The organism is Pseudomonas sp. QE6, assembly GCF_041379005.1.
Lineage (GTDB): Bacteria > Pseudomonadota > Gammaproteobacteria > Pseudomonadales > Pseudomonadaceae > Pseudomonas.
Map to the genome: position 1 here is coordinate 2588709 of NZ_CP166873.1, position 24510 is coordinate 2613218.

At 65.6% G+C, this 24510-nt stretch carries 24 protein-coding genes; 12 read left to right on the forward strand and 12 right to left on the reverse strand.

Annotated elements, in window-relative coordinates:
* Positions 1–2: 2 nt before the first annotated feature.
* The 4 genes from livG to ACAW63_RS11960 all read right to left on the reverse strand — a co-directional run bounded on the left by livG (position 3) and on the right by ACAW63_RS11960 (position 4181).
* Positions 3–770, reverse strand: coding sequence for a high-affinity branched-chain amino acid ABC transporter ATP-binding protein LivG (livG, locus tag ACAW63_RS11945; protein ID WP_371233882.1), 768 nt, complete (start codon positions 768–770; stop codon positions 3–5).
* Positions 767–2023, reverse strand: a complete 1257-nt coding sequence (locus tag ACAW63_RS11950) for a high-affinity branched-chain amino acid ABC transporter permease LivM (RefSeq protein WP_371233884.1) — start codon at positions 2021–2023, stop codon at positions 767–769. The genes livG and ACAW63_RS11950 overlap by 4 nt, the downstream gene beginning before the upstream one ends.
* Positions 2020–2943 carry a high-affinity branched-chain amino acid ABC transporter permease LivH gene (gene livH / locus ACAW63_RS11955; protein ID WP_371233885.1) on the reverse strand — a complete coding sequence of 308 codons (924 nt, stop codon included), beginning with the start codon at positions 2941–2943 and terminating at the stop codon, positions 2020–2022. The genes ACAW63_RS11950 and livH overlap by 4 nt, the downstream gene beginning before the upstream one ends.
* A 116-nt stretch (positions 2944–3059) precedes the next feature.
* A complete protein-coding gene (locus ACAW63_RS11960) occupies positions 3060–4181 on the reverse strand; it encodes a branched-chain amino acid ABC transporter substrate-binding protein (RefSeq protein WP_371233886.1) in 1122 nt (373 codons plus the stop codon).
* A 307-nt stretch (positions 4182–4488) separates the two neighbouring features.
* On the opposite strand from ACAW63_RS11960, the gene ACAW63_RS11965 reads away from it, so the two are divergent.
* Together ACAW63_RS11965 and ACAW63_RS11970 are read left to right on the forward strand one after the other, a co-directional pair.
* Positions 4489–4806 carry a DUF2288 domain-containing protein gene (locus ACAW63_RS11965; RefSeq protein ID WP_371233887.1) on the forward strand — a complete coding sequence of 106 codons (318 nt, stop codon included), beginning with the start codon at positions 4489–4491 and terminating at the stop codon, positions 4804–4806.
* 66 nt (positions 4807–4872) lie between these two features.
* Entirely contained in the window at positions 4873–5229 is a 357-nt protein-coding gene (locus ACAW63_RS11970; protein WP_275610676.1) for a DUF5064 family protein, read from the forward strand.
* Between the two features lie 267 nt (positions 5230–5496).
* Here the strand turns inward: ACAW63_RS11970 and phnE are convergent, their stop codons facing one another.
* The 4 genes from phnE to ACAW63_RS11990 are packed head-to-tail and all read right to left on the reverse strand — an operon-like array spanning position 5497 to position 8760.
* Positions 5497–6267, reverse strand: a complete 771-nt coding sequence (gene phnE, locus ACAW63_RS11975; protein WP_371233888.1) for a phosphonate ABC transporter, permease protein PhnE — start codon at positions 6265–6267, stop codon at positions 5497–5499.
* A complete protein-coding gene (locus ACAW63_RS11980) occupies positions 6264–7106 on the reverse strand; it encodes a PhnE/PtxC family ABC transporter permease (RefSeq protein ID WP_371233889.1) in 843 nt (280 codons plus the stop codon). The genes phnE and ACAW63_RS11980 overlap by 4 nt, the downstream gene beginning before the upstream one ends.
* Positions 7100–7906, reverse strand: a complete 807-nt coding sequence (locus ACAW63_RS11985; protein WP_371233891.1) for a phosphonate ABC transporter ATP-binding protein — start codon at positions 7904–7906, stop codon at positions 7100–7102. Before ACAW63_RS11985 ends, ACAW63_RS11980 begins: the two co-directional genes overlap by 7 nt.
* Positions 7903–8760, reverse strand: coding sequence for a putative selenate ABC transporter substrate-binding protein (locus tag ACAW63_RS11990; RefSeq protein WP_275610680.1), 858 nt, complete (start codon positions 8758–8760; stop codon positions 7903–7905). Before ACAW63_RS11990 ends, ACAW63_RS11985 begins: the two co-directional genes overlap by 4 nt.
* A gap of 309 nt (positions 8761–9069) precedes the next feature.
* Here ACAW63_RS11990 and ACAW63_RS11995 point away from each other — a divergent pair, with 309 nt between their 5' ends.
* Both ACAW63_RS11995 and ACAW63_RS12000 read left to right on the forward strand, forming a co-directional pair.
* Complete coding sequence (locus ACAW63_RS11995; RefSeq protein ID WP_371233892.1) at positions 9070–9966, forward strand: NAD(P)-dependent oxidoreductase; 897 nt, start codon at positions 9070–9072, stop codon at positions 9964–9966.
* Positions 9963–10751, forward strand: a complete 789-nt coding sequence (locus ACAW63_RS12000; RefSeq protein ID WP_371233893.1) for a hydroxypyruvate isomerase family protein — start codon at positions 9963–9965, stop codon at positions 10749–10751. Before ACAW63_RS11995 ends, ACAW63_RS12000 begins: the two co-directional genes overlap by 4 nt.
* Here the strand turns inward: ACAW63_RS12000 and ACAW63_RS12005 are convergent.
* Positions 10734–12896 carry a putative bifunctional diguanylate cyclase/phosphodiesterase gene (locus ACAW63_RS12005; RefSeq protein ID WP_371233894.1) on the reverse strand — a complete coding sequence of 721 codons (2163 nt, stop codon included), beginning with the start codon at positions 12894–12896 and terminating at the stop codon, positions 10734–10736. The two genes, ACAW63_RS12000 and ACAW63_RS12005, sit on opposite strands and share 18 nt — an antisense overlap.
* A 299-nt stretch (positions 12897–13195) precedes the next feature.
* Here ACAW63_RS12005 and ACAW63_RS12010 point away from each other — a divergent pair, with 299 nt between their 5' ends.
* Complete coding sequence (locus tag ACAW63_RS12010; protein WP_371233895.1) at positions 13196–14854, forward strand: phosphoethanolamine transferase; 1659 nt, start codon at positions 13196–13198, stop codon at positions 14852–14854.
* A 69-nt stretch (positions 14855–14923) separates the two neighbouring features.
* Here ACAW63_RS12010 and ACAW63_RS12015 read toward each other — a convergent pair whose 3' ends face one another.
* Both ACAW63_RS12015 and rapA read right to left on the reverse strand, forming a co-directional pair.
* A complete protein-coding gene (locus ACAW63_RS12015) occupies positions 14924–15376 on the reverse strand; it encodes a universal stress protein (RefSeq protein ID WP_371233897.1) in 453 nt (150 codons plus the stop codon).
* A gap of 223 nt (positions 15377–15599) precedes the next feature.
* Positions 15600–18452 (reverse strand): RNA polymerase-associated protein RapA, encoded by a 2853-nt coding sequence (gene rapA, locus ACAW63_RS12020; protein ID WP_371233898.1) that lies wholly within the window; start codon positions 18450–18452, stop codon positions 15600–15602.
* Positions 18453–18675: 223 nt separating this feature from the next.
* Here rapA and ACAW63_RS12025 point away from each other — a divergent pair, with 223 nt between their 5' ends.
* The 7 genes from ACAW63_RS12025 to ACAW63_RS12055 all read left to right on the forward strand — a co-directional run bounded on the left by ACAW63_RS12025 (position 18676) and on the right by ACAW63_RS12055 (position 23350).
* A complete protein-coding gene (locus tag ACAW63_RS12025) occupies positions 18676–18978 on the forward strand; it encodes an aspartate-semialdehyde dehydrogenase (protein ID WP_371233899.1) in 303 nt (100 codons plus the stop codon).
* A 50-nt stretch (positions 18979–19028) separates the two neighbouring features.
* Positions 19029–19628, forward strand: coding sequence for an alpha-ketoglutarate-dependent dioxygenase AlkB (locus tag ACAW63_RS12030; protein ID WP_371233901.1), 600 nt, complete (start codon positions 19029–19031; stop codon positions 19626–19628).
* Positions 19625–19786, forward strand: a complete 162-nt coding sequence (locus tag ACAW63_RS12035; RefSeq protein WP_371233903.1) for a hypothetical protein — start codon at positions 19625–19627, stop codon at positions 19784–19786. Before ACAW63_RS12030 ends, ACAW63_RS12035 begins: the two co-directional genes overlap by 4 nt.
* Before the next feature lie 216 nt (positions 19787–20002).
* Positions 20003–20113, forward strand: coding sequence for a cytochrome c oxidase subunit CcoM (gene ccoM / locus ACAW63_RS12040; RefSeq protein WP_279381559.1), 111 nt, complete (start codon positions 20003–20005; stop codon positions 20111–20113).
* Positions 20114–20294: 181 nt separating this feature from the next.
* Complete coding sequence (locus ACAW63_RS12045; RefSeq protein ID WP_371233905.1) at positions 20295–22283, forward strand: FUSC family protein; 1989 nt, start codon at positions 20295–20297, stop codon at positions 22281–22283.
* Complete coding sequence (locus tag ACAW63_RS12050; protein WP_371233907.1) at positions 22270–22479, forward strand: DUF1656 domain-containing protein; 210 nt, start codon at positions 22270–22272, stop codon at positions 22477–22479. The genes ACAW63_RS12045 and ACAW63_RS12050 overlap by 14 nt, the downstream gene beginning before the upstream one ends.
* Positions 22480–22492: 13 nt before the next feature.
* On the forward strand, positions 22493–23350 hold the full coding sequence (locus tag ACAW63_RS12055) for an efflux RND transporter periplasmic adaptor subunit (RefSeq protein WP_371233909.1): 858 nt from the start codon (positions 22493–22495) through the stop codon (positions 23348–23350).
* Here the strand turns inward: ACAW63_RS12055 and ACAW63_RS12060 are convergent.
* Complete coding sequence (locus ACAW63_RS12060) at positions 23331–24509, reverse strand: MFS transporter (protein WP_371233911.1); 1179 nt, start codon at positions 24507–24509, stop codon at positions 23331–23333. The genes ACAW63_RS12055 and ACAW63_RS12060 overlap by 20 nt on opposite strands.
* Between the last annotated feature and the right edge of the window lies 1 nt (position 24510).

Here is a 24510-nt window from a genome sequence, read left to right on the forward strand (position 1 = left end):
ACTCAGGCCTCCCCCAGATAGGCTTTGATCACATCCGGGTTGCCGCGGATTTCTTCCGGGGTGCCGTCGGCCAGGGGGGTGCCCTGGTTGATCACGTAGATATGGTCGGAAATGCTCATCACCAGCTTCATGTCGTGCTCGATGAGCAGGACGGTGACGCCGTGTTCGGCACGCAGCATGGCGATCAGCGCCTTCAGGTCCTCGGTCTCCCGCGGGTTCAGGCCGGCCGCCGGTTCGTCCAGCATCAGCAGCTGCGGACGGGTCATCATGCAGCGGGCGATCTCCAGGCGGCGCTGCTGGCCGTAGGCGAGGGTACCCGCCGGCCGGTTGGCGACGTCCTTGAGGTTGACGATCTCCAGCCAGTGCGCGGCGTAGTCCAGCGCTTCCGCCTCGCTACGGCGGAAGGACGGCAGCTTCAGCAGGCCGGCGAAGAAGTTGGTGTTGAGGTGGCGGTGCTGGGCGACCAGCAGGTTTTCCACCGCGGTCATTTCCTTGAACAGACGAACGTTCTGGAAAGTCCGCACCACGCCCTTGTGGGCGATCTTGTGACCCGGCAGGTCCTGTACGGCTTCGCCACGCAGGAGGATTTCACCGCCGGTGGGCTGGTAGAAACCGGTGAGGCAGTTGAACACGGTGGTCTTGCCGGCGCCGTTCGGGCCGATCATCGAGACCACCTGCTTTTCCTTCACGTTCAGCGCCACGCCGTTGACGGCCAGCAGGCCGCCGAAGCGCATGGTCAGGCCGTTTACTTCAAGAATGGTCTGGCTCATTTGCGCAACTCCAGATGCGGGCGCTGCATGGGCAGCAGGCCCTGCGGACGCCAGATCATCATCAGCACCATGATGGCGCCGAACATCAGCATGCGGTACTCGCTGAACTCACGCATGAGTTCGGGCAGCAGGATCATCACCACGGCGGCGAGGATCACACCCAACTGCGAACCCAGGCCACCCAGCACGACGATGGCGAGGATGGTCGCCGACTCGATGAAGGTGAAGGATTCCGGGGTCACCAGGCCCTGGCGCGCGGCGAAGAAGCTGCCGGCGAAACCGGCGAAGCAGGCGCCGAGGGTGAAGGCGGAGAGCTTGATGATGGTCGGGTTCAGACCCAGGGCACGGCAGGCGATCTCGTCTTCGCGCAGGGCTTCCCAGGCACGGCCCAGGGGCATGCGCAGCAGACGGTTGATCACGAACAGCACCAGCAGCACCAGCAGCAGCGCGACCAGGTAGAGGAACACGACCTTGTAGTTGGAGTTGTAGGCGATGCCGAAGAACTCGTGGAAGGTCTGCATCCCCTCGGGGGCGCGGCGCTCGAAGGAGAGGCCGAACAGGCTGGGCTTCTCGATGTTGCTGATGCCGTTGGGACCGCCGGTCAGCCAGGTGAGGTTACGCAGCAGGATGCGGATGATCTCGCCGAAGCCCAGGGTCACGATCGCCAGGTAGTCGCCGCGCAAGCGCAGCACCGGGAAGCCGAGGATGAAGCCGAAGAAGGCTGCCATCAGGCCGGCGATCGGCAGGCAGGTCCAGAAGCCCAGGCCGTAGTAGTGCGACAGCAGCGCGTAGCTGTAGGCGCCCACTGCGTAGAAGCCGACGTAGCCCAGGTCGAGCAGGCCCGCCAGGCCCACCACGATGTTCAGGCCCAGGCCCAGCAGCACGTAGATCAGGATCAGCGTGGCGATGTCCACCGCGCCGCGCGAGCCGAAGAACGGCCAGGCGAGGGCGAGGATGATCAGGCCGAAGATGATCTTGCGTTGTACCGAGGAGTGGGTCAGGCGTTCGGCGAGCTTGGTATGCGGTCTGGACAGGTACTGGCGGGTGCTGGTCACGAAGTGGAACTTGTCGCGTACCAGTTGCCAGACGAACATGGCCACGGCGCAGGCGGCGATGATCCACAGGGTAGTGGGGCTGACCCCCTCCAGCTGCAGGCCGATGCCGATCACGCTGAGCTTCACGCCGAGCACCGGGTAGGCCACGGCCATGACCAGCAGGGCACTGAAGAACGCAGTCTTGAGTTTCTGGCTCATACCTTTTCCACCTCCGGGCGGCCGAGGATGCCGGTGGGGCGGAAGAGCAGGACGAGCACCAGCAGGGTGAACGCCACCACGTCCTTGTACTGGTCACCGAACACGTCGGCGCCGAAGGCTTCGGCAACGCCGAGCACCAGCCCGCCGAGCATGGCGCCCGGGATACTGCCGATGCCACCCAGCACCGCGGCGGTGAACGCCTTGATGCCGGCCAGGAAGCCGATGTGCGGGTTGATCACGCCATACTGCATGCCCAGCAGCACCGCGGCCACGGCGGCCAGGGTGGCGCCGATGACGAAGGTCAGGGCGATGATGTTGTTGGTGTTGATGCCCAGCAGGTTGGCCATCTTCAGGTCCTCGGCGCAGGCGCGGCAGGCGCGGCCCAGGCGGGAACGGGAGATGAACATGGACAGGCCGTACATGGTCAGCAGGGTGATGATGAAGATCAGCACCTGCATGTACGAGATGGTCACGCCGCTCATTTCATCCGGGCCGATGATGAAGTTGCCCGGCAGCAGGTTGGGGATGGCCTTGTCCTTGGAGTCCTGGGCGAGCAGGACCTCGTTCTGCAGGAAGATCGACATGCCGATCGCGGAGATCAGCGGAATCAGTCGGTTGCTTCCGCGCAGCGGGCGGTAGGCGATCCGTTCGATACCGTAGCCGTAGGCACTGGTGACGATGATGCTGGCGGCGAAGGTGCAGATGATGACGACAGGAAGACTTACGATTCCCATCATCGCCAGCCCCGTGATCACGATGAAGGCTACGTACGAGCCAATCATGTACACCTCGCCATGGGCGAAGTTGATCATGCCGATGATGCCGTAGACCATGGTGTAGCCGATGGCGATCAGGGCATAGGTGCTGCCGACGGTGAGGCCGTTGATCAGCTGTTGCAGATAGTGATAGAGATCAGGCATTACCTAACTCCTCGGGCGTCGCGTGAAGCGGCGCTTGTGGCGCGACGGACCCCCGGAATACTCGGATAAACAAAGCCCACTGCAGGTGCAGTGGGCTTTGTGTGTCGGCGGGTGGCTTACTTGGCTTCGGTCTTGGTGCCGTCCTTGTGCCACTGGTAGACCACGAAGTTGAAGTTCTTCAGGTCGCCCTTCTCGTCGAAGGCCAGGTCGCCGGTGGGGGTAGCGAAGGTGTTCGCGCGCAGGGCCGCTGCAACCTTGTCGGTGTCTTCGCTGCCGGCTTTCTTGATGCCTTCGGCGATGACTTGGACAGCGGCGTAGGCCGGGAATACGAACGGGCCGCTCGGGTCTTCGTTCTTGGCCTTGAAGGCGTCAACCAGGCCCTTGTTCTTCGGGTCCTGGTCGAAGGACTTCGGCAGGGTCACGTACAGGCCTTCGGAAGCCGGGCCGGCGATGGCGGAGATTTCCTTGTTGCCGACGCCTTCCGGACCCATGAAGCCTACCTTCAGGCCCTTCTCGCTGGCCTGGCGCAGGAGCAGGCCCAGTTCCGGGTGGTAGCCGCCGTAGTAGACGAAGTCGACCTTGGCCTGCTTCAGCTTGGCGATCATCGCGGAGAAGTCCTTGTCGCCGGCGTTGATGCCTTCGAACAGCGGCACCTTGATGCCGGCGCCTTCCAGGGTCTTCTTCACGGCAGTGGCGATGCCTTCGCCGTACTGCTGCTTGTCGTGGATCACGGCCACGGACTTGGGCTTGATGTGCTCGGCGATGAACTTGCCGGCGGTCGGGCCCTGCAGGCTGTCCAGGCCGATGGTGCGGAAGATCAGCTTGTAGCCGCGGGAGGTGATGTCCGGGCTGGTGGACGCCGGGGTGATCATGATCACGCCTTCGTCTTCGTAGATGTCGGATGCCGGTTGAGTGGAGCTGGAGCAGAGGTGGCCAACCACGAACTTGATGCCATCGTTGACGACTTTGTTGGCAACGGCCACGGCTTGTTTCGGATCGCACGCGTCGTCGTAGACCACGCCTTCCAGTTGCTTGCCGTCTACGCCGCCCGCCTTGTTGATCTGCTCAATGGCCATTTTCGCGCCAACGAACTGCATCTCCCCATACTGGGCGACGGCGCCGGTCACCGGGCCGGCCAGAGCGATCTTGATGGTGTCGGCGGCCATGGAGTAGCTGGCAACGCCGGCGAGTGCCATGGCGGTGAACAGCTGGGAAAGACGCTGAGTACCCTTTTTCATAGTGCTCCACTCTTCTTGTGTTATTCGTTTTTGTAGTCCTGGTCGCCTGGACGTCCGGACCGGGATTGCCCCGGCAGGCCCACCGGCAACTGTACCGGTACAGTGTAGAGTGCCGCTTTACCGCTTGAAAAGCGGGGGGCGGCGGGCTGGCCGAGCGCATGTCGCAACATTGACACAAACGTACAGAAAAACGGCGCCTCTCTGATTTTTCCCCCTGAGGGTTCCGTCATCCTGAAAGTGCCGTCCGAACCTTGCCTGGCGCGGCCTCGGCGCTATCATGGCGCCGATCGTTTTCCAGGTGAGATTCATGACTGAACAAGCTAGCACCCTCTATGCCAAGTTGCTTGGCGAAACCGCGAAGATTTCCTGGCAGGAGCTCGCGCCCTTCTTCGCCCGCGGCAACCTGCTCAAGGTCGGGGCTGGCGCCGATCTGGTGGAGGTCGCGGTGGGCGTGGCCGAGGATGACAAGGCGAAGGTTGCTGCGTGGCTGGCCAGCGGTGAGCTGAGCAAGGTCGATGAAATCCAGGCGGAGGATTTCCTCAACCGTGATCCGGAGCTCTGGGCCGTGGTGATCGCACCCTGGGTGCTGGTCCAGGAAAGAGTTCGAAAAGACGTCCTGCACTGACACAAGACGATTTCCAATTCATCAAGGCGCGCTAGACTGTCTGGATTCCATAGAAGGAGATTCGCCATGTTCGAACCGGGCCATCTGCACCTCCAGGCCATGCCGGGGCTGGACCAGCAGGAAATTGACGCTCACATCTACTACGAAATTCGCAAGGATGCGGAGAAGGGCACCTATGTGCACTTCACCATGAAAGGCGAAATCGACCGCAATGCCTTCAGCGAAGAGTGGGACATGCCCAAGGAACAGGCCTTCAACTTCGCCAGCGATGCGACCCGCATTGCGCAAAAGCATGGCCTGCACCCGCGCTTTGGCGCCGTGGTGCGCAATCACAAGGAATACGACGCGATGTTCGAGGACATCCGTCAGAAACTGGGTACGCACTATGGCGACCCGGTGGACCTCGATGAGGTCATTCGTTGAGGCGAAGCGGACAGAATGTAAAAGCCCGGCCATGTGCCGGGCTTTTTTTTTGGCGCGCTGTTTCCTACAACAGCCTGACCGGGAGCGTAGGGCGTATAACGTTCGACGTTATACGCCGTCTGACCTTGGCTGCCGGCCGCACGGGCTTCGCCTGGCAACTGTCACCCTCGACCAATGCGTCAACTGCCGATCCGGGTGAGTCGGCGTACAACCGCGAACGGTTGTACGCCCTACGAATTCGCAGACAGTTGCTCTACAAGAGTCGTCTCAATGGCTCACCCAGCGCTGCCGCGCCCAGGCACTCAGCGTATCGACGCCCAGCACCAGCAACAGCATGGCGAGGATCACCGTCGCCGCCTGGGCCTGCTGGAACAGGCTGAGGCTGAAATAGAGCATCTGCCCCAGGCCGCCGGCGCCGACAAAGCCCAGCACGCTGGCCATGCGGATGTTGTTCTCCCAGCGGTACAGCATGTAGGCCACCAGTTGCGGCCAGACCGCCGGCAGGGTGCCGTAGGCAAACGCGGCGACTCGTCCTCCGCCAGCCAGGCGCACGGCCTCGGCGGGAGCGGTCGGGGTATTCTCCAGCGCCTCGGCAAACAGCCGGCCGAGCACGCCGCCGGTGTGCAGCGCCAGGGCCAGGGTGCCGGCGTTCGGTCCCAGCCCGGCGGCCAGCACCATCAGCGCGCCCCACACCAGCTCAGGCACCGCGCGCAGGGCGTTGAGCAGCAGCCGGGACAGGCTCTGGCCGACGCGGCCGAAACGCCCGGCTGCCGGCAATGCCAGCAGCATGCCGAGCAGCGCCGCGAGCAGGGTGCCGATGGCCGACATGGCCAGGGTTTCCAGCGCGCCGCGGCCAATGGCGGTGAGGTGCGAGGTGGACAGGTCCGGGGAGAGGAAGTCCTTGGCGTAGTCGAGCATCTGCCCGGCCCCACGCGCGCTGAACAGTCCGCCGGTATCCATTTCCAGATAGCCGAACGAGGCGACCACGGCGATCACCACCGCAAGCAGCCAGGCCAGGCTGCGCAGCAATCCGCTCATTCGAGCCTCCCGCGCAGGAAGCGGCTGAGCAGGTCGGCGCCGAGCACCAGCACCAGGAAGGTCAGCAGGATGCTCGCCACCTCGCCGCCGGCGAACATGCGCAGCGACAGGTCGATCTGCTGGCCGAGGCCGCCGGCGCCGACGAAGCCCATCACCACCGAGGCGCGGATCGCGCATTCCCAGCGGTAGACGGTGTAGGAAATCAGTTCCGGCGCCGCCGAGGGCAGCACGCCGTAGGCGAAGGCTTGCAGGCGCGAGCCGCCACCCAGCAGCACGGCTCGGGTCGGGCGCGGGTCCACCGATTCGAAGATTTCCGCATAGACCTTGCCGAGCATGCCGCCGTAAGTGATGGCGATGGCCAGCACGCCGGCAGTGGGACCCAGGCCCACGGCGCGGACGAACAGCAGGGCCCAGACGATTTCCGGCACGCTGCGCAGCAGGATCAGCAGGCCACGCACCGGCCAGCGCAACGCGCGGGCCCACCAGGCGGGCAGGCCGCCGCGGGGCAGGGCGGAGATCGACAGCGCGCGGGTGGCTAGCAGCGAGGCGGGGAAGGCGATCAGCCAGGCCAGGGCCATGCCGGCGGTGGCGATGGCGAGGGTTTCCAGGGTGGCGCGGCCGAGCAGGCCGAGAAACTCACGGTCATGGGCTGGCGGCCAGAAACCGCCGAGGAAGCTGGCCATGGTCCGCGCGTTGTCGCCGCTGAACAGGCCGGCGATGTCCAGCTCGGAGAGGCGCAGGCCCGGCCAGAGCAGGGCTACGGCGAGCAGCGTGAGCAGCAGGCGCGGCAGCGCGGCGGGGTCGCGGGGCGGGCTTTTCGAGAGGGCAGGGTTCAACATCGCGGAATCTGCACCACCATCGGCTTGCCCACTGGCGAGGCGCTGTCCTGGCGGCCGAGTTGCTCATTGGCGTAGAGCGCCCGCAAGTCGTCCGGGGTGACCCGTTCCGCCGGCTTGTCGAAGGCGATGCGGCCGTCGCGGATACCGACGATGCGTGGGAAGTGTTCCAGCGCCAGGTCCACCGCATGCAGGCTGGCCAACAGCGTCACGCCTCGGTTCTGCGCCTCGCGGCTGAGCACCGCCAGGGTATGGCTGGCGAGTACCGGGTCCATGGCCGAGACCGGCTCGTCCGCCAGCAGCACTTCGGCCTGCTGGTACAGCGCCCGGGCGATGCCGACCCGTTGCAGTTGGCCGCCGGAAAGCTGGTCGCAGCGTTCGAACAGCTTGTCGCCCAGGTCCAGGCGTTGCAGTTCGGCGTGGGCACCGGCGCTGTCGACGGGGTAAAGCAGACTGGCGAGGCTTTTGCCCAGCGACCACTGGCCAAGGCGGCCGGCGAGCACGGCGGTGACCACCCGTTGCCGCGGTGGCAGCGGCGGAGCCTGGTGCACCAGCGCGACGCGGGCGCGCAGGCGTTGGCGTGCGGCGTCGCCCAACGCCCAGGGCTGGGCGCCGAGCAGTTCGAAGCTACCCGCCGAGGGTTTCAGGGCGGTGGCCAGGATGCGCAGCAGGGTGGTCTTGCCGGCACCCGAAGGACCGATGATCGCCACCCGTTCGCCGGCTTCGACCGCAAGGTCGATGCCGACGAGTGAATGCTGGCCGTTGGCGTGGACGTGCTCCACGCCGGTCAGTTTCAGGGTCACTTCAGGAGGCCTGCGGCGCGCGCCGACTCCTCGATGCCCTTGTAGTTCTCCGGCTGGGTCTCGATGAAGCGGCTGGCCGCCTGCAGGTCGAGGATTTCCTTGTCGCGCGGCTTGCTCGGGTCGAGGGCGAGGAAGGCCTTCTTGATCTTCTCGGCCAGAGCCGGGTCGAGGTTGCCGCGTACGGTCCAGTTGTAGTCGTAGTAGGTCGGGGTGGTGGCGAAGACCTTCACTTTGTTGGTGTCGACCTTGCCGGCGTCCACCAGCTTCTGCCACACGGAGGCGTTCAGCACGCCGGCGTCGACCTTGCCGGCCTGGACCCAGGCGACGGTGGCGTCGTGGGCGCCGGAGTAGGCCACGCGGGAGAAGAACTGCTCGGGCACCACGCCATCCTTCTGCATGAAGTAGCGCGGCATCAGGCTGCCGGAGGTGGACGACACGGAACCGAAGGCGAAGGTCTTGCCCTTGAGGTCCTGGATCGACTTCACGTTCGGGTCGGCGGTGATGAATTTGCTGGTGAACTGCTGGTCCTGCTCGCGCTGTACCAGCGGGATGGCGTTGCCGGTCTTCAGGCGCGCCTGGACGAAGGTGAAGCCGCCCAGCCAGGCCATGTCCAGGCGATCCGAGGCCAGGGCCTCGACCACGCCGGCGTAGTCGGATACCGGGATGAACTTCACGGGCATGCCCAGTTGTTCTTCCAGGTAGGCGCCCAGCGGCTTGAACTTGCGCAGCAGCTCGGTGGGGGCTTCATCGGGGATCGCCGAGACCTTCAGTTCTTTCAGGGCTTCGGCATGAGTAACGGACGCAGCAAAGGACAGCGCAAAGCAGGCGGCGAGCGCCAGGGTGCGTTTCAGCATGGAGCAGTCTCCGGTTCAATAGCGGAAAAAGCCTGGGAAGTTTAGCGGCTGTCTGCCCGCGTATTCCCCGACCTAGGGAGCACGCACTGCCGGCAGGCTCGGCCTTCGAGCCGGCTGATGATCTGCTGCGCGTCGGCAGAACAGCGTTGAGAATGGCCTCGGATGCTCATTTACTCTCGTAAACTCCGCTCCTCGTCCCTTCTCGCCTTGTTCTGCGCTAGCTCGCGAGATCCTCAGCAGGCTCTTTGCCTTCGCGGGGGTTAAGATGGTCGCCCCCGTGCCCGCTATTTTGCCTCACAGGAGTTACCGATGTCTGCCCTGCCTTCCATCGCCTTCGCCGGCCTCGGCCTGATGGGCGTGCCCATGTCCCGCCGCCTGCTCGCCGCCGGTTATCCGCTGACCGTATGGAACCGCTCCGCCGGCAAGCGCGAGCTGCTCGCCGGGGAGGGTGCCCTGACCGTGGAAACGCCGGCGCAGCTGTGTACAGACGCCGAGGTGGTGATGCTCTGCCTGGCCGATACCGCCGCCGTGCGCGAGGTAGTATTCGGCGCAGGCGGCATTGTCGAGAGCGCCCGCGCCGGCCAGGTGCTGGTGGACTTCTCCAGCCTGGAGCCGGCCGCTACCCGCGAAATGGCCGCCGAACTGGAAGCCCGCACCGGCATGCGTTGGGTCGACGCGCCGGTGTCCGGCGGCACGCCGGGCGCCGAGGCCGGTACCCTGGCGATCATGGCCGGCGGGCGGGTCGAGGACATCGAGCGCGTTCGGCCGATCCTGGCCAACCTGGGGCAACGCCTGACGCGCATGGGGGATGTCGGCGCCGGGCAGGTGACCAAGGTGTGCAACCAGATGATCGTTGCCTGCAACGCGCTGGTGATCGCCGAGGTGGTGGCGCTGGCGGAGAAGTCCGGTGTCGACGCCAGCCTGATTGCCCCGGCGCTGGCCGGTGGCTTCGCCGATTCCAAACCCCTGCAGATCCTCGCCCCGCAGATGGCCGAAAGTCGCTTCGAACCGGTGAAGTGGCACGTGCGCACGCTGCTCAAGGACCTGGATACCGCCGTCAAGCTGTCCCGCGAGGAAGGCTCGGCCACACCCATGAGCGGCCTTGCCGCGCAACTGATGCGCCTGCACGGCAGCCAGGGCAATCTCGAACGCGACCCGGCTACCCTGGTCGAGCAATACCGTCAGTCGGAGGAACCCCGAGCATGAAACTCTGCGCCAACCTGTCCCTGCTGTTCACCGAAGTCCCGCTGCTGCAGCGTATCGACGCCGCCGCCAAGGCCGGCTTCGAGGGCGTGGAGATCCAGTTCCCTTATGACGTGCTCGCGCAGGACCTGAAAGCCGCGCTGGACGCCGCCGGCCTGCCGCTGGTGCTGATCAATCTGCCCGCCGGTGACCTGATGCAGGGCGGCCCGGGTATCGCCGCCGTGCCGGAATGTGCTGCCGAGTTCGAGGCGGCGCTGGCCCAGGCGCTGGACTATGCGCGCATCGTCAAGCCGCAACATGTGAACGTGCTGGCTGGCCGCCTGGTCGAGGGACTGGAGCGCGAGGTCGCCCTGCAGACCCTGGCCGAGCGGCTGCGCGCCACCTGTGACGCCTTCGCCGGCAGCGGCACCGACGTGCTGCTGGAGGCCATCAACTGCCACGACATGAAGGGCTTCCTGCTCAACACCCCGGAGCACCTGCAGGACATGCTCGAGCGCGTGGCGCGGGAGAACCTGCGCGCGCAGCTGGACCTCTACCACATGGCGCGCATGGGCCTGGAACTGGTGGATTGCATTTACGCGCTGATGGGCCAGATCGGCCACGTGCAGTTCGCCGACTATCCCGAGCGCGGCGAGCCGGGCTCCGGCGAGATGGATTTCGAGGTGCCGCTGCAGGTGCTCGGCGATGTCGGCTACGACGGCTGGCTGGGCGCGGAATACCGCCCCACCGGCACCACCGCCGACTCACTGCGCTGGTTGCCGCGCTGGCGCTCAGGCCTGATTGCGTAACAGTGCTGAATCGCTGTCCGCGTGGTAGGCGTCGAGGAAGTCCACCAGCGCGGAGAAGGGCAGGGGACGGCTGAACAGGTAGCCCTGTGCCAGTTCGCAGTGGTTTTCGCGCAGGAAGGCCAACTGCTGCGGGTATTCGACGCCTTCGGCGATCACCTTCAGGTGCAGCTTCTGCGCCATGGCGATGATCGCCTGGGCGATTTCGCTGTCGCGTTGGGACTGGGGCACGTCGCAGATGAAGGAGCGATCCACCTTCAAGGCGTCCAGCGGCAGCTGGCGCAGGTACGACAGCGACGAATAGCCGGTGCCGAAATCGTCGATCGACAGGCTCACGCCCAGTTCACGCAGGCGATTGAGCAGCGGGATGGCCCGGTCGATGTTGGCCATTACCGCATTCTCGGTGACCTCCAGCTCCAGGTAGCGGGCCTCCAGGGCGGCATCATCCAGGGTGCGCTGCACTTCCTCCACCAGGCTGTCGCGTCCCAGATTGCTGGCGCAGCAGTTCACTGCCACCCGCAGGTCGCCGAAGCCCAGGTCATGCAGGCGGCGCAAGTCCTTGCAGGCATGGCGGAGCACCCAGGCATCCAGCGCGCCGATCAGGCCGTTGGCGACCGCCAGGTTGATGAAACGGTCCGGTGACAGTAGGCCGTGGACCGGGTGCTTCCAGCGCACCAGCGCCTCCAGTTGCTCCACTCCGCCATGGTCGATGCGCAGGATCGGTTGGTAATAGAGCACCAGCTCGTCGTCCCACAGCGCCTTGCGCAGTTCCTCTTCCAGCTGCAGCTCCTGGGTGGCCTTGGTCTTGAGGTGCGGGCTGAAGAAGTGGGTGACGTTGCGCCCGTTGCCCTTTGACTGGTACAGGGCAAGGTCGGCATGCTTGAGCAGCTCCTCCGCCTGCTCTCCGTCATTGGGGAACAGGCTGATGCCCACGCTCAGGGTCATCACCAGGTTGCGCCCGGCGGTGGTGATGGGCTCCTTCATGCGTTGCATCAGGCGCTGGGCAAGGATGCGCGCTTCGTGATCCTCTCCAAGGTCGGCGAGGATGCAGAACTCGTCGCCACCGAAGCGGGCCAGCAGATCGGAGCCGCGCAGGGCGCTGCGGATGCGCCCGGAAACGATGCACAGCAGCTCGTCGCCGGCCGCGTGGCCGAGGGAGTCGTTGACCCGCTTGAAGTGGTCCAGGTCCAGCAGGATCACCGCCATGCCCTGGCCTTTCTTGCGGTTGCGCTCCAGGCGCAGGGCGAACTCTTCGTTCAGCGCCGTGCGGTTGTGCAGGCCGGTCAGGCCGTCGAAGCGGGCCAGTTGCTGCAAGGAGGCATTGGCGTGGTCAAGTTGGCTGAGCAGGGTGTTGACGCGGTTCAGCTCGCTTTCCTTGCTGGTCAGGCTTTCGTCGATCCAGGCAGCCCAGAGCCCGGCGAGTACCACGGCCAGGGCCAGAAGGCCGACCATCAGGCCGAGCTGGATGGCATTGCCCTGGGCGGCATCGGCCACCGGCACGACCCAACTGGGCAATGTCAGGGTCAGCGCCGCCATGCCGGTGAAATGCATGCCGGCGATGGCGCCGCCGAGCAGCAGGCTGGCGAGGATCTGGTAGAGCCACTGGCGTTCCGCGGGCTGTCGGTTGAGGACGGGGGTCAGGACCAGCGCGGTGTAGGCCACCAGTATCGCGATCAGTACCGACAGCGCCACCAGCGACGGGTCGTAGTGCTGCATCGGCGGCGCCTGAATGGCCGCCATCCCGGTGTAGTGCATGCCGGCGATGCTTGTGCCGATGCAACAGGCAGCCAGCAGGTGTTGCAGCGGGCTGAGCCCGGCGCGGATGAGCAGGCGCATCGCGACGACCGAGGTGCCAATGGCGATGAGCAGCGATAGCAGGGTCAGGCCGCTGCTGAAGTGCACCGGCACGGCTGGGCGGAAGGCGAGCATGGCGACGAAGTGCATCGACCAGATACCGCTACCCAGGCAGATGCCTCCCACCCACTGCCAGCGCCGCGCATGCTGGGGCGAGCGGAGCATCAGTCCGGCGATGCTCAGTGCAACATAGCTGGCGGCACAGGCGATCAGGATGGACAGCAGCACCAGACCGGGATTGTGGGTGCACTCCAACAGCACAGCGTCGGGTACGGCGTCCTTCTGCCATTCCATAGCTGGGAGCTCCAAGTGTCGAGACGGGGCGAGCACGAGTAGATATCACTTTGATGTCAGTCTAGGGGGCGACGATTGCCCTGCAAGCCATGACCGGGGATTCCGACAAAGTGAAGGAGTGCTGCCGACGTACGGTAGCGCGTGATGGCAACCACCTCTCCACTCCTGCCCATGTGTCAGCAGATGTAGCGGACTTGACGCTTTTTTGACTAACTTGCCGCTAGAGTACCGCCGCTGGCCGGGAGGCCTTCTCAACTAACGTTTCCAATTCGACTTTTGCAGTTCAAGGAGTGCACTCGATGGCCGAGGGCAAACGCCGCCTCATCCCGCAGGTCAGTTCCACACGGCTGGTCCTGCTGTTTTCCCTGGCCCTGGTGCTGTTCTACAACGTCGCGACCTGGAAGGCGCTGAACAACCTGGTACCGCTGGAGGGTATGAAGGGGGCCGGATTCTTCCTCTCCTTCGCGTTCTTCCTCTGGGCTGCCTTCACCCTGCTGCTGACGCTGGTGTCGTTCCGTCCGCTGCTCAAGCCGGCGTTGACCCTGGTGGCGCTGGTCTCCGCCGGTGCGGCCTACTTCATGAACACCTATGGCGTGGTGATCGACACGGTGATGGTGCAGAACGTGTTCGAGACCAACCCGGGCGAAGCCGCGGCCCTGTTCAGTGCGCGGATGGTCGGCTATCTGCTGGTGCTGGGCGTCCTGCCGGCGACAATCGTCTGGCTGACCCCGGTGAGCTATCGCCCGTTCTTCCGCGGCCTGCTCAACAAGGTCCTGGTGATCGTCGCTTGCGTGGCGGTGGTGGCGGTCTCGGTGGGTAGCTTCTATTCCACCTACGCGCCGGTGTTCCGCCAGGAAGACAAGCTGACCCACTTCATCAACCCGACCAACTACATCTACGCGGTGGGCAAGTACACCAAGCAGCGTCTGGGCATCAAGGAAAACCTGGTGGTGCAGCCGATCGGCGAGGACGCCGTGCAGACCCAGCGCGTACGCGCCGACGGCAAGAAGTCGCTGATGATCTTGGTGGTCGGTGAAACCGCCCGCGCGGACCATTTCTCCCTCAATGGCTATGCCCGCGAGACCAACCCGGAACTGGCGAAGCTCGACATCATCAACTTCGCCAACGTCAGCTCCTGCGGCACCTCCACCGCCGTATCGGTGCCCTGCATGTTCTCCAAGTTCCCCCGCGAGGACTACAGCGACAAGAAGGGCAAGACCTACCAGGGGCTGCTCGACGTTCTCCAGAGGGTCGGCGTGTCCGTGCTCTGGCTGGACAACAACAGCGACTGCAAGGGCACCTGCCTGCGCGTGCCGAATCGCGACATTCCCAAGACCCAGCCCGGCCCGTTCTGCGATGGCAAGAACTGCCTGGACGAAGCCCTGCTGCAGGACCTGCAGGCCTACATCGACGGCCTGAAGGATAACGCCATCATCGTGCTGCATGCCGACGGCAGCCATGGTCCGGAGTACTACGACCGCTATCCGAAGTCCCTGGAGCGCTTCAAGCCGGTGTGCCACACCAACCAGCTGGGCAGCTGCAGCAGCGAGGAACTGGTGAACGTCTACGACAACACCATCCTCTACACCGACTTCTTCCTGTCCAAGGTGGTGGAACTGCTCAAGCGCAACGAAGGCCGTTTCGACACCTCGATGCTCTATGTCTCCGACCACGGCGAGTCGCTGGGCGAGAACGGCGTCTACCTGCACGCCGCGCCCTACGCCATTGCCCCGAAGGCGCAGACCCATGTGCCGATGGTGATGTGGTTCGGCAACGGCGCGCTGGGCGACCTGGGCATCGATCGTAGCTGCCTGGAGACCAAGGCCAAGGCCGACGAGCTGAGCCACGACAACCTGTTCCACTCGGTGCTTGGCCTGTATGACGTGCGCACCAGTCTCTACCAGCCGGACCTGGACATCTTCCATTCCTGCCGGCGCAACATGACCGCCGCCCAGTAGGCAGGAGCGGAGCAAAAAGAAAGGCCCCGCGGCGAACGCCGCAGGGCCTTTGCATTTCCGGGGCCTGAGTTACTTGTCGCGTACCAGCAGCACCGGGCGGTTGCTGACGCGGATCAGGCCTTCGGCCACGCTGCCCAGCATCAGGCGGCGCACGCCACGACGGCCGTGGGTGCCCATGACGATCACATCCGCCTTGGAGGCATCGGCTTCGATCTCGATGCGCTCGGCGATCTCTTCGCTGGCGCGTTCCTGGCAGACCCGCTCGAACACCGCCTTGACCGGGAAATCGGCGACCTGCTCCTTGGCCTTGGCCAGGATGTCGTCGGCGGCCTTCAGTGCGGCTTCGCGCAGCGGCTCGGGGTTGTAGTACACGGCGTAGTCGGGCAGGTGCCGCAACGGGCTGTCGACGATGGTGATGACGCGCAGCTCGCCTCCGCTCAGCTTGGCCAGCTTGGCTGCTTCGACCAGGGCACGGTCGGAAACCGGACTGCCGTCCACCGCTACCAGAATGCGCTCGTACATGATGTGTTCCTCAATCAGTGGGCTTGGTAAGAAAACTCTATCCCTCCGAGGGCGAGATTCCCTTGCGCAGCGTCAATGGTAGTCGGTGTGTCTGAAAATTCCGGGAATAGAGCGGTGTAACGCACTGTTGCCCTAGGGCGGGTTGTGCGCTATGCGCCGCCAAGCATGAAAAAAGCCGCCACAGGTCACCCCGTGGCGGCTTCTTCATTGCGCGGGTTCCGGATCAGCCAGCGACCAGCACGCGAATCGCCTCCAGGCGCAGCGACGCCTTGTCGAGCATCGCCAGGCTGTCGTCGCGCTGCTTGCGCAGGGCTTCCAGTTCGCTGTCGCGCACGCTGGGGTTGACGGCCTTGAGCGCGGTCAGGCGGGCCAGTTCCTCGTCCAGGGTGGCGGTCAGCTGCTGGCGAGCCTGCTCCACGCGCTCCGCATGGCGCGGGGTGATCTTGGTCTCGGCCAGGGCGAACTGCTTGGCCAACACGTCGCGCTGGGCCTGCACGAACTTGTTGGCGCTGGCGCGCGGCACGCTTTCCAGCTGGTCGTTGAGGGTTTCGAAGGACACGCGGGCGGACAGGTCGTTGCCGTTGGCGTCCATCAGGCAGCGCAGCGCCACTGGCGGCAGGAAGCGGCCGAGTTGCAGCTTGCGCGGCGCCACGGCCTCGCTGACGAACAGCAGCTCCAGCAGCACGGTGCCGGGCTTGAGCGCCTTGTTCTTGATCAGCGCCACCGAGGTGTTGCCCAGCGAGCCGGAAAGCACCAGGTCCATGCCGCCCTGCACCATGGGGTGTTCCCAGGTGAGGAACTGCATGTCCTCGCGAGCCAGGGCCTGGGCGCGGTCGTAGGTGATGGTCACGCCTTCGTCGTCGCCCAGCGGGAAGCTGGCGTCGAGCATCTTCTCGCTCGGACGCAGGATCAGCGCGTTCTCCGAGTGGTCCTCGCTGTGGATGCCGTAGGTGTCGAACAGGCGCTCCATGTAGATCGGCAGGGCGAATTGGTCGTCCTGCTCCTCGATCTCCTCCACCAGCGCCTCGCCTTCCCCGGCGCCGCCGGAGTTCAGCTCCAGCAGGCGGTCGCGACCGCTGTGCATCTCGGCTTCCAGCGCTTCGCGGGCGGCCTTGCCTTCGCTGAGCAGGCTGGCGAAGGCCTCGTCGTCGCCGCCGTCGAGCAACTCCACCAGGCGCGGGCCGAAGCGGTGCTGCAGGGCGTTGCCGGTGGGGCAGGTGTTGAGGAAGGCGTTCAGCGCCTGGTGGTACCACTGGAACAGGCGTTCCTGGGGGCTGTTTTCCAGGTGCGGCACGTGGATCTGGATGGTGTGCCTCTGGCCGATACGGTCCAGGCGGCCGATGCGCTGTTCCAGCTGGTCCGGGTGGGCCGGCAGGTCGAACAGCACCAGGTGATGGGCGAACTGGAAGTTGCGGCCTTCGCTGCCGATTTCCGAGCAGACCAGCACCTGGGCGCCGAACTCTTCGTCGGCGAAGTAGGCGGCGGCGCGGTCGCGCTCGAGGATGCTCATGCCCTCGTGGAACACCGTGGCGGGGATGCCGGACTTCAGGCGCAGGGCGTCTTCCAGGTCCAGCGCGGTCTCGGCGTGGGCGCAGATCACCAGCACCTTGTACTGCTTGAGCATCTTCAGGGTGTCGATCAGCCACTCGACGCGCGGGTCGAAGCGCCACCAGCGGGCGTTCTCGTCGCCGTCCTCGACCTGGGCCTGGAAGCTGACTTCCGGGTACAGGTCCGGGTGCTCGCCGATCGGCAGCTCCATGTACTCCACCGGGTTGGCCAGTGCATAGGGGTGCAGCTGGCGCTCGGGGAAGCCCTGCACGGCGGCGCGGGTATTGCGGAACAGCACGCGGCCGGTGCCGTGGCGATCGAGCAGCTCGCGCACCAGGCGGGCGCGGGCCTCTTCATTGCCGCCCTCGACGCTGGCCAGCAGGTCGTCGCCCTCGCTGCCGAGGAAGCCGTGGATGGCCTCGCGAGCGGAGGGGGAAAGACGGCCGTGGTCGATCAGCTCCTGTACCGCCTCGGCGACCGGGCGGTACTGGCTGCTCTCTGCGCGGAAGGCTTCCAGGTCGTGGAAACGGTCCGGATCGAGCAGGCGCAGGCGGGCGAAGTGGCTGTCCAGGCCGAGCTGTTCCGGGGTTGCGGTGAGCAGCAGCACGCCGGGGATGACCTGCGACAGTTGCTCCACCAGCTGGTATTCCGGGCTGGCCTGTTCCGGGTGCCACACGAGGTGGTGGGCTTCGTCGACGACCAGCAGGTCCCAGCCGGCGGCGAAGGCGGCGTCCTGGGCGCGCTCGTCCTCGCGCAGCCACTCCAGCGCCACCAGGGCCAGCTGGGTGTCCTCGAAGGGGTTGCTGGCATCGCTCTCGACGAAGCGCTCGCGGTCGAACAGGGCGACTTCCAGGTTGAAGCGCCGGCGCATTTCCACCAGCCACTGGTGCTGCAGGTTTTCCGGCACCAGGATCAGTACGCGGCTGGCGCGGCCGGAGAGCAGCTGGCGGTGGATCACCAGGCCCGCTTCGATGGTCTTGCCCAGACCCACTTCGTCGGCCAGCAGGACGCGCGGCGCCATGCGGTCGGCGACTTCGCGGGCGATATGCAGCTGGTGGGCGATGGGTTGCGCGCGGGCGCCGCCCAGGCCCCAGAGCGAGGATTGCAGCAGGCGGGTACGGTGTTCCAGGGTGTGGTAGCGCAGGCCGAACCAGGACATCGGGTCGATCTGCCCGGCGAACAGGCGATCACTGGCCAGGCGGAACTGGATGAAGTTCGACAGCTGGGTTTCCGGCACGGTGCGCTGGTCGTTCTGCGCGGTGATGCCGTGGTAGATCAGCAGGCCGTCGACCTCGTCCACTTCGCGGACGGTCATCTTCCAGCCTTCGAAATGGGTGATCTCGTCGCCCGGGGCGAAGCGCACGCGGGTCAGCGGCGCATTGCGTTCGGCGTACTGGCGGGTATCACCGGTGGCCGGATAGAGCACCGTGAGCAGGCGTCCGTCGAGCGCCAGGATGGTCCCCAGCCCAAGTTCCGCTTCACTGTCGCTGATCCAGCGTTGGCCGGGTTGATACTGCGCCATGGACACCTCCCAAAAAAAGCCGGCTATGGTACCGGAACGCGCGGCATTCAGCGATGGCCGATGACGGTTCCGGTCGTCCGACCGGTCGGGCCTGCCGGGAGGAGGGCGCTAGGCGTCGAAGACTCCCGCTGGAGTTGCCGCAAATGACGAAAGTGTAGCGAGCCGGACTCAAGTCTGTAGTGGACCGGCCGATAGCCTGACCAGAGGAGTTCCGACGGGACCTTTCCCTATGCTGCTGCCCATTCCCCACAGTCTGACACCGGTCACCGCCCAGCAGGACGTGCCCAGGCCGCGACCGGATGTCGCCCCGGTGAGCCCGCCTGCGCCCAGCGCGGGCAACGCCGGCGTGGGGCTGGAGCGTCGCCCGGACGAAGAGATGCTGGAAGAGGAGTACCAGCGCCGCCGCAAACGCCGCCAGGCCGGCGACGGCACCCCGGAGGGCGAGGCCCTGGAGGAGCTGGAGCAGGTCGAGGAGCTGGGCGAGGTGCAGGAGACCCAGCGCAAGGGCCGGTGGATCGACATCGAGATCTGACGGCCGGCTCGGAGTAAGCTGGGCGAACACCTGATTGCGCCGAGTCCCGCATGTTGTTCGACGATGCCCCTATTCAATTGCCCGATGCCGAATTGCGCCTGCTGAGCGACTGGTGTCCGTCGTCGCTGGCAGAGCACTGGTTCGAGCAACTGGTCGCCCAGACGCCCTGGGAGCAGCCCAGCGTGCACCTGCATGGGCGCGATTACCCGGTGCCGCGAAGGGTTGCCTGGTACGGAGACCCCGAGGCTTTCTATACCTATTCCGGCTTGACCCACACGCCCTTGGCGTGGACGCCTCTGCTGGCGGAAATCCGCGCGAGGGTCGAGTCGGCGGCCGGGCAGCGCTTCAATGGCGTGCTGCTCAATTACTACCGGGACGGCCAGGACTCCATGGGCTGGCATAGCGACGACGAACCGGAGCTGGGGCGCAACCCGGTAGTCGCCTCGTTGAGCCTCGGTGGCGCGCGGCGTTTCGACTTGCGTCGCAAGGGGCGTAACACAATCGAACACTCCATCGAGCTGTCCGGTGGTTCGTTGCTGGTCATGTCCGGCGCAACGCAGCATTATTGGCAACATCAGGTCGCCAAGACGCGCCGTCCGGTCGCACCGCGCCTGAATCTGACTTTCCGCCTGGTGCATGCCCTGCCATGAGCAACGACGACAAACTGATCGACTTCGCCTCCGAGCGCGACAAGCGCATCCACGACGTGCATGAAAAACGCCTGCAGGACGTGCGTCAGGCCTTCGAGAACGCGCTGCCGCTGGGCAAGACGCGCAAGAAGGGCAAGAGCAAGCCGAAGAAACGCTGATTTTCCCCGCCGCTGACTGCTCCTCTTCCCGCAAAAGCGCCGCCCTGCGCGGCTTCCCGCCGCACCCGTCCCCTTCCGTAAGTTGACCTGCGTCAGTGCTCCGGTCCTCGCCGAAAAGCGCCTTGTCGGCCATTGATCCAGGTCAATTTGTCCCGCCCGGTCGCCGGTAATCTGCACACATCCCCAGACGATGTAGGCAAACAGGAGGCCAGCATCATGTTCATCGACGAAGTGGTTCTCGCAGGCATCGTTACCGTAGGACTGATGGTTGTGTTCTTCGGTGGGATCGGAATTTTCATCTGGAAGGACAGCCACAAGAAGAGCTGATCCTTACAGATACACAGAGCACGCAAGGCACTTCGGGCGACTTAGGTCGCCCGTTTTTTTTGCCTGCGCGAAAGTCGGGATGCTATTTTGTTAGCTGGCTAACAATGTGGCTGGCAACGATGTTGCAGTTCCCGTGGCCGACTATCTTTAGCCGATAGACCCGAGCCTTTCGAGAGACCGCGTGCGACCTACGCTACAGGCATTCCTCGCGCCGGATACGCTGGCGCTTAAATTCGCGATCAAGACGCTCCTGGCCGGCGGTCTGGCGCTCTGGTGCGCCTTCCGTTTCGACCTCGAACAGCCGCAATGGGCACTGATGACGGTGTTCATCGTGTCCCAGCCGTTGTCCGGCATGGTGGTGGCCAAGGGGCTCTTTCGCCTGATCGGCACCCTGGCCGGTACCGCCATGTCCGTGGTGATCATGGCGCTGTTCGCCCAGACCCCCTGGCTGTTCCTGCTCGCCGTGTCGGTATGGCTCGGCCTCTGCACCGCCGCTTCGACCACGCTGCGTAACCACGTGTCGTACGCCTTCGTGCTCTCGGGCTATACGGTGGCGATCATCGGTCTACCGGCGATCAGCCATCCTCTGGGGGTGTTCGACCAGGCCGTGGCGCGCTCCACGGAAATCTGCCTGGGCATCCTCTGTGCCTCGGTGGTCAGTGCGATCCTCTGGCCGCGGCGGGTCGAGGCCAACCTGGACAAGCAGGCGCGAGCCACCTGGTTGACCGGGATGCAGGCCGCGCGCAGCGAGATCGATGCCGACGCGCGGGAGATCAAGGGCCTGCTGCTGGCGCTGGGCAAGATCGTCGAGGTGGACGTGCAGCGCGACCACGCCTGGTTCGAGGGCTATCGCGGGCGCATGCGGTCGCGGGCACTGCGCATCCTCTCCCGCGACCTGCTCAGCCTGTTGCGCACCGCCCGTGGCGTGGCCCGCCAGCGCAGCGTGCTGGACGAGGGCGACAAGGCGCAGCTGCAACCCTGGATCGACGAGTTGCAGGCGGTGCTGCAGGACCCGCAGGTCGAGTCGATGAAGACGTTGGGCGAACGCTTGGAGCAGGCGGGTGCCGACGACACCCGGTCCAACGACCTGCGCTACTGCCTGACCCGTTGTGCGCTGTTGCTGCGCAAGGCCGTGGAGGCCGAGCGCACCATGCGTTCGGTGGCCTCGGGGGCGGTGGACGAGCGGGCGACCGGCACCTTGTCCTGGCACCGCGACGGGTTGATGGCGCTGTTCTATGGGCTGCGTAGCGCCGTAGCGCTGCTCGGCATGTCGGCCTTCTGGATGGCCACCGCCTGGCCCGCCGCCACCGGCGGGATGCTGCTGGCGGCGGTGATCTGCAGCCTGTTCGCCAACCGCGACAATGCCGTCGCCATCGGCCTGGGGTTCCTGCGCGGCATTCTTTACGCGATACCTGCCGCTGCGGTGGTCACCCAGTGGCTGCTGCCGCAGTGGAACGGTTTCCCGCTGCTCTGCCTGGCGCTCGGCGTGCCGCTGTTCTTCGCCCTGCTGGGCATGGCTACGCCTGCGCTGGCTGGCACCGCCACCTCGTTCTCGATCCACTTCATCACCCTGGTAGCGCCGAGCAATGTGATGCGCTATGACCTGGCGTCGCTGCTCAATTCCGCCCAGGGCGTGGTCATTGGCGTGGGTTTCGCGGTGGTGGTGTTCCGTTTGCTGACACTGCCGGCGGACTGGCTCAACCGGCGCCTGATCCAGGCCACCTGCGTCGACCTCGGCCGCCTGACCCGACGGCCGATCGAGGAGGCGGAGAACTGGTTCGGCGGACGCATGGCCGACCGCCTGATTCGCCTGGCGCGGCACTATACCCTGCTGCCGAAGGAGGAGCAGCGGCGTTGGCAGGACGGCCTGCTGGCGCTGGATCTGGGCAATGAGCTGATCCACATGCGCGCTTGCCTGAATAACGCTCACGGCCTGTTACGCAAGGCGCGCGACCAGTTCCTCGGTTCGCTCGCCGGCGTGCTGGAGCAAGGGCCGGGCAGTGGCCGTGAGCAGCGCCTGGAATCGCTCTGCGAACCGCTGGAGGAAGCCCTGGCGCGTGATCTCCAAGGCGAGAGCGAACCCAATCGTCTGGCCCGCGCCGCCTTGGCGCAATTGCGCCACACTTGGCGGCAGTGGTGTCGATTGGAGGATCAGCATGGGACTGCATGAGGTCGGTTGGGGCGGCGTCTACCTCAGCCCGTTGTTCATCTACGCGCTGCTGGCCCTGGGCCTGACCGTGGTGCTGCGCCTGCTGCTGCAGGCCACGCCCTTCGGCCGCTGGATCTGGCACGAAGCGCTGTTCGATTGCTCGCTGTTCGTGCTGATTCTCTGCGGCGTCACCTGGGCGCTGAGCGCGGCCCCTTGAGAGGAGAAGCTGAATGCGCGGATTCCTTCGCGTAGCCGTCACCCTGATTCTGGTCTTCTGCGCCGTACTCGCCGGCACCTGGCTGTGGCGCTACTACATGCTGTCGCCCTGGACCCGCGATGCGCGGGTGCGTGCCGACGTGGTGGTGATTGCCCCGGACGTGTCCGGCTGGGTCACCGACCTTGCGGTGCAGGACAACCAGCAGGTCAAGGCTGGTGACCTGATCATGCGCATCGACCGCGAGCGCTACGCCGCCAACCTGGAGCAGGCCAGGGCGCTGGCCGAGACCCGCCACCAGCAGTATCTGCTGCGCCAGAGCGAAGCGTCGCGGCGCAACCGTCTGGGCATCGCGGCGATCAGCGCCGAAGACAAGGAGACCGCGCAGATCAACGCCGCCATCGCCAAGAGCGAATACGACCAGGCGCTGGCCCAGGTGCGCCTGGCCGAACTGAACCTGACCCGCAGCGAGATGCGCGCCCCGCGCGACGGCCAGGTGACCAACCTGCGCCTGGCCCAGGGCAATTATGCCCAGGCCGGCCAGGCGATGATGGCGCTGGTGGACCAGAAGTCCTTCTACGTCACCGCCTACTTCGAGGAGACCAAGCTGCCCGGCATTCATGTCGGCCAGCCGGCGAAGATCGTGCTGATGAGTGGCGAAACGGCCATCGATGGCACCGTGGAAAGCATCAGCAGCGGTATCACCGACCGCAACGCGATTCCCGACAGCCAGTTGCTGGCCAACGTCGAACCGACCTTCAACTGGGTGCGCCTGGCCCAGCGCATCCCGGTGCGCATCCGTCTGGACAAGGTGCCCGAAGGCGTCCACCTGAGTGCGGGGATGACCGCCAGCGTCACGGTGAGGGAACGCTGAGCGGAGTGTCGTCCCGCTCGCGCTGCAGCCAGCAGGACAGCGCCGCGCAGAGCACCGACACCGCCACCAGTGAGATGCCGACCCAGGGCGTCCAGGTAATGCCGGCCAGGCTGATCACCGCGCCACCCAGCGCCGCGCCGAGGGCTACGCCCAGGTGCATGGCCGAGGTGTTCAGCGCCACCCCGGCGCTGCCGCTGACCGGGTCGCTGGCCAGCAGGTAGCTCTGCACCGCCGGCGAGATCATCCAGCTGATGGTGCTCCAGACCATCAGCGCCATCAGCAACAGCCAGGGATGCCCGAGGCTCAGCGGAATCGCCAGCATCGCCAGGGTGAACAGCACCGGCACCACGATCAGCGCGCGGCGATGGCCGAGGCGGTCGCTCAACCAGCCACCGAGGTAGCCGCCCCCGATGGCCGCCAGGCCGATCAGCAGCAGGGTCAGGGCGATGCGCTGGCTGTCGGTGATCCCGGCGACCTGCTGGAACCAGGGCGTGATGTAGGCGAACAGGGTGAAGTGCCCGCCCAGCAGCAGGATCGACACCAGCTGCGCCAGATTCAGCGAAGGGCTGCGCAGCTGGCGCTTGTAGGCCGCGCCATTGGCCGGGCTGCCCAGCGTGCGGCGGGGCAGGGCGAGGCGCAGCAGGGCGGCCAGCGGCAGTGAATAGAGCGCGATGGCGGCGAAGATCCAGCGCCAGCCGAACCACTCGTTCACCAGGACGCCGGCCGGCACGCCGAACACCAGCGAACCGCTGATGCCCATGAAGATCAGGCCGATGGCGCGTCCGCGCTGGGCCGGCGGCGCCAGTTCCACCGCCAGCAGGCTGGCCTGCATGATCAGCAATCCACAGCACGCGGCCATGCCGATGCGCATCAGCAGCAGCGGGATGTAGCCGGGGCTCAGGGCGGCTCCCGCATTGAACGCGGCGAACACCAGCAGGGTAATCACCAGCAAGCGGCGGCACTCGATACCACGGGTCAACCAACCGAGCAGCGGCGCGGCAACGGCGAAGCTCAGGGAGAACAGGCTGGTGAGCTGGCCGGCGAGGCTGAGCGAGACATGAAGGTCGGCGGCCAGCGAGGGCAGGATGCCGGTGAGGATGGCCTCGGCAACGCCGGCGGCGAAGGTGCAGAGGGATAGCAACAGCAGTCGAAGGTCCATG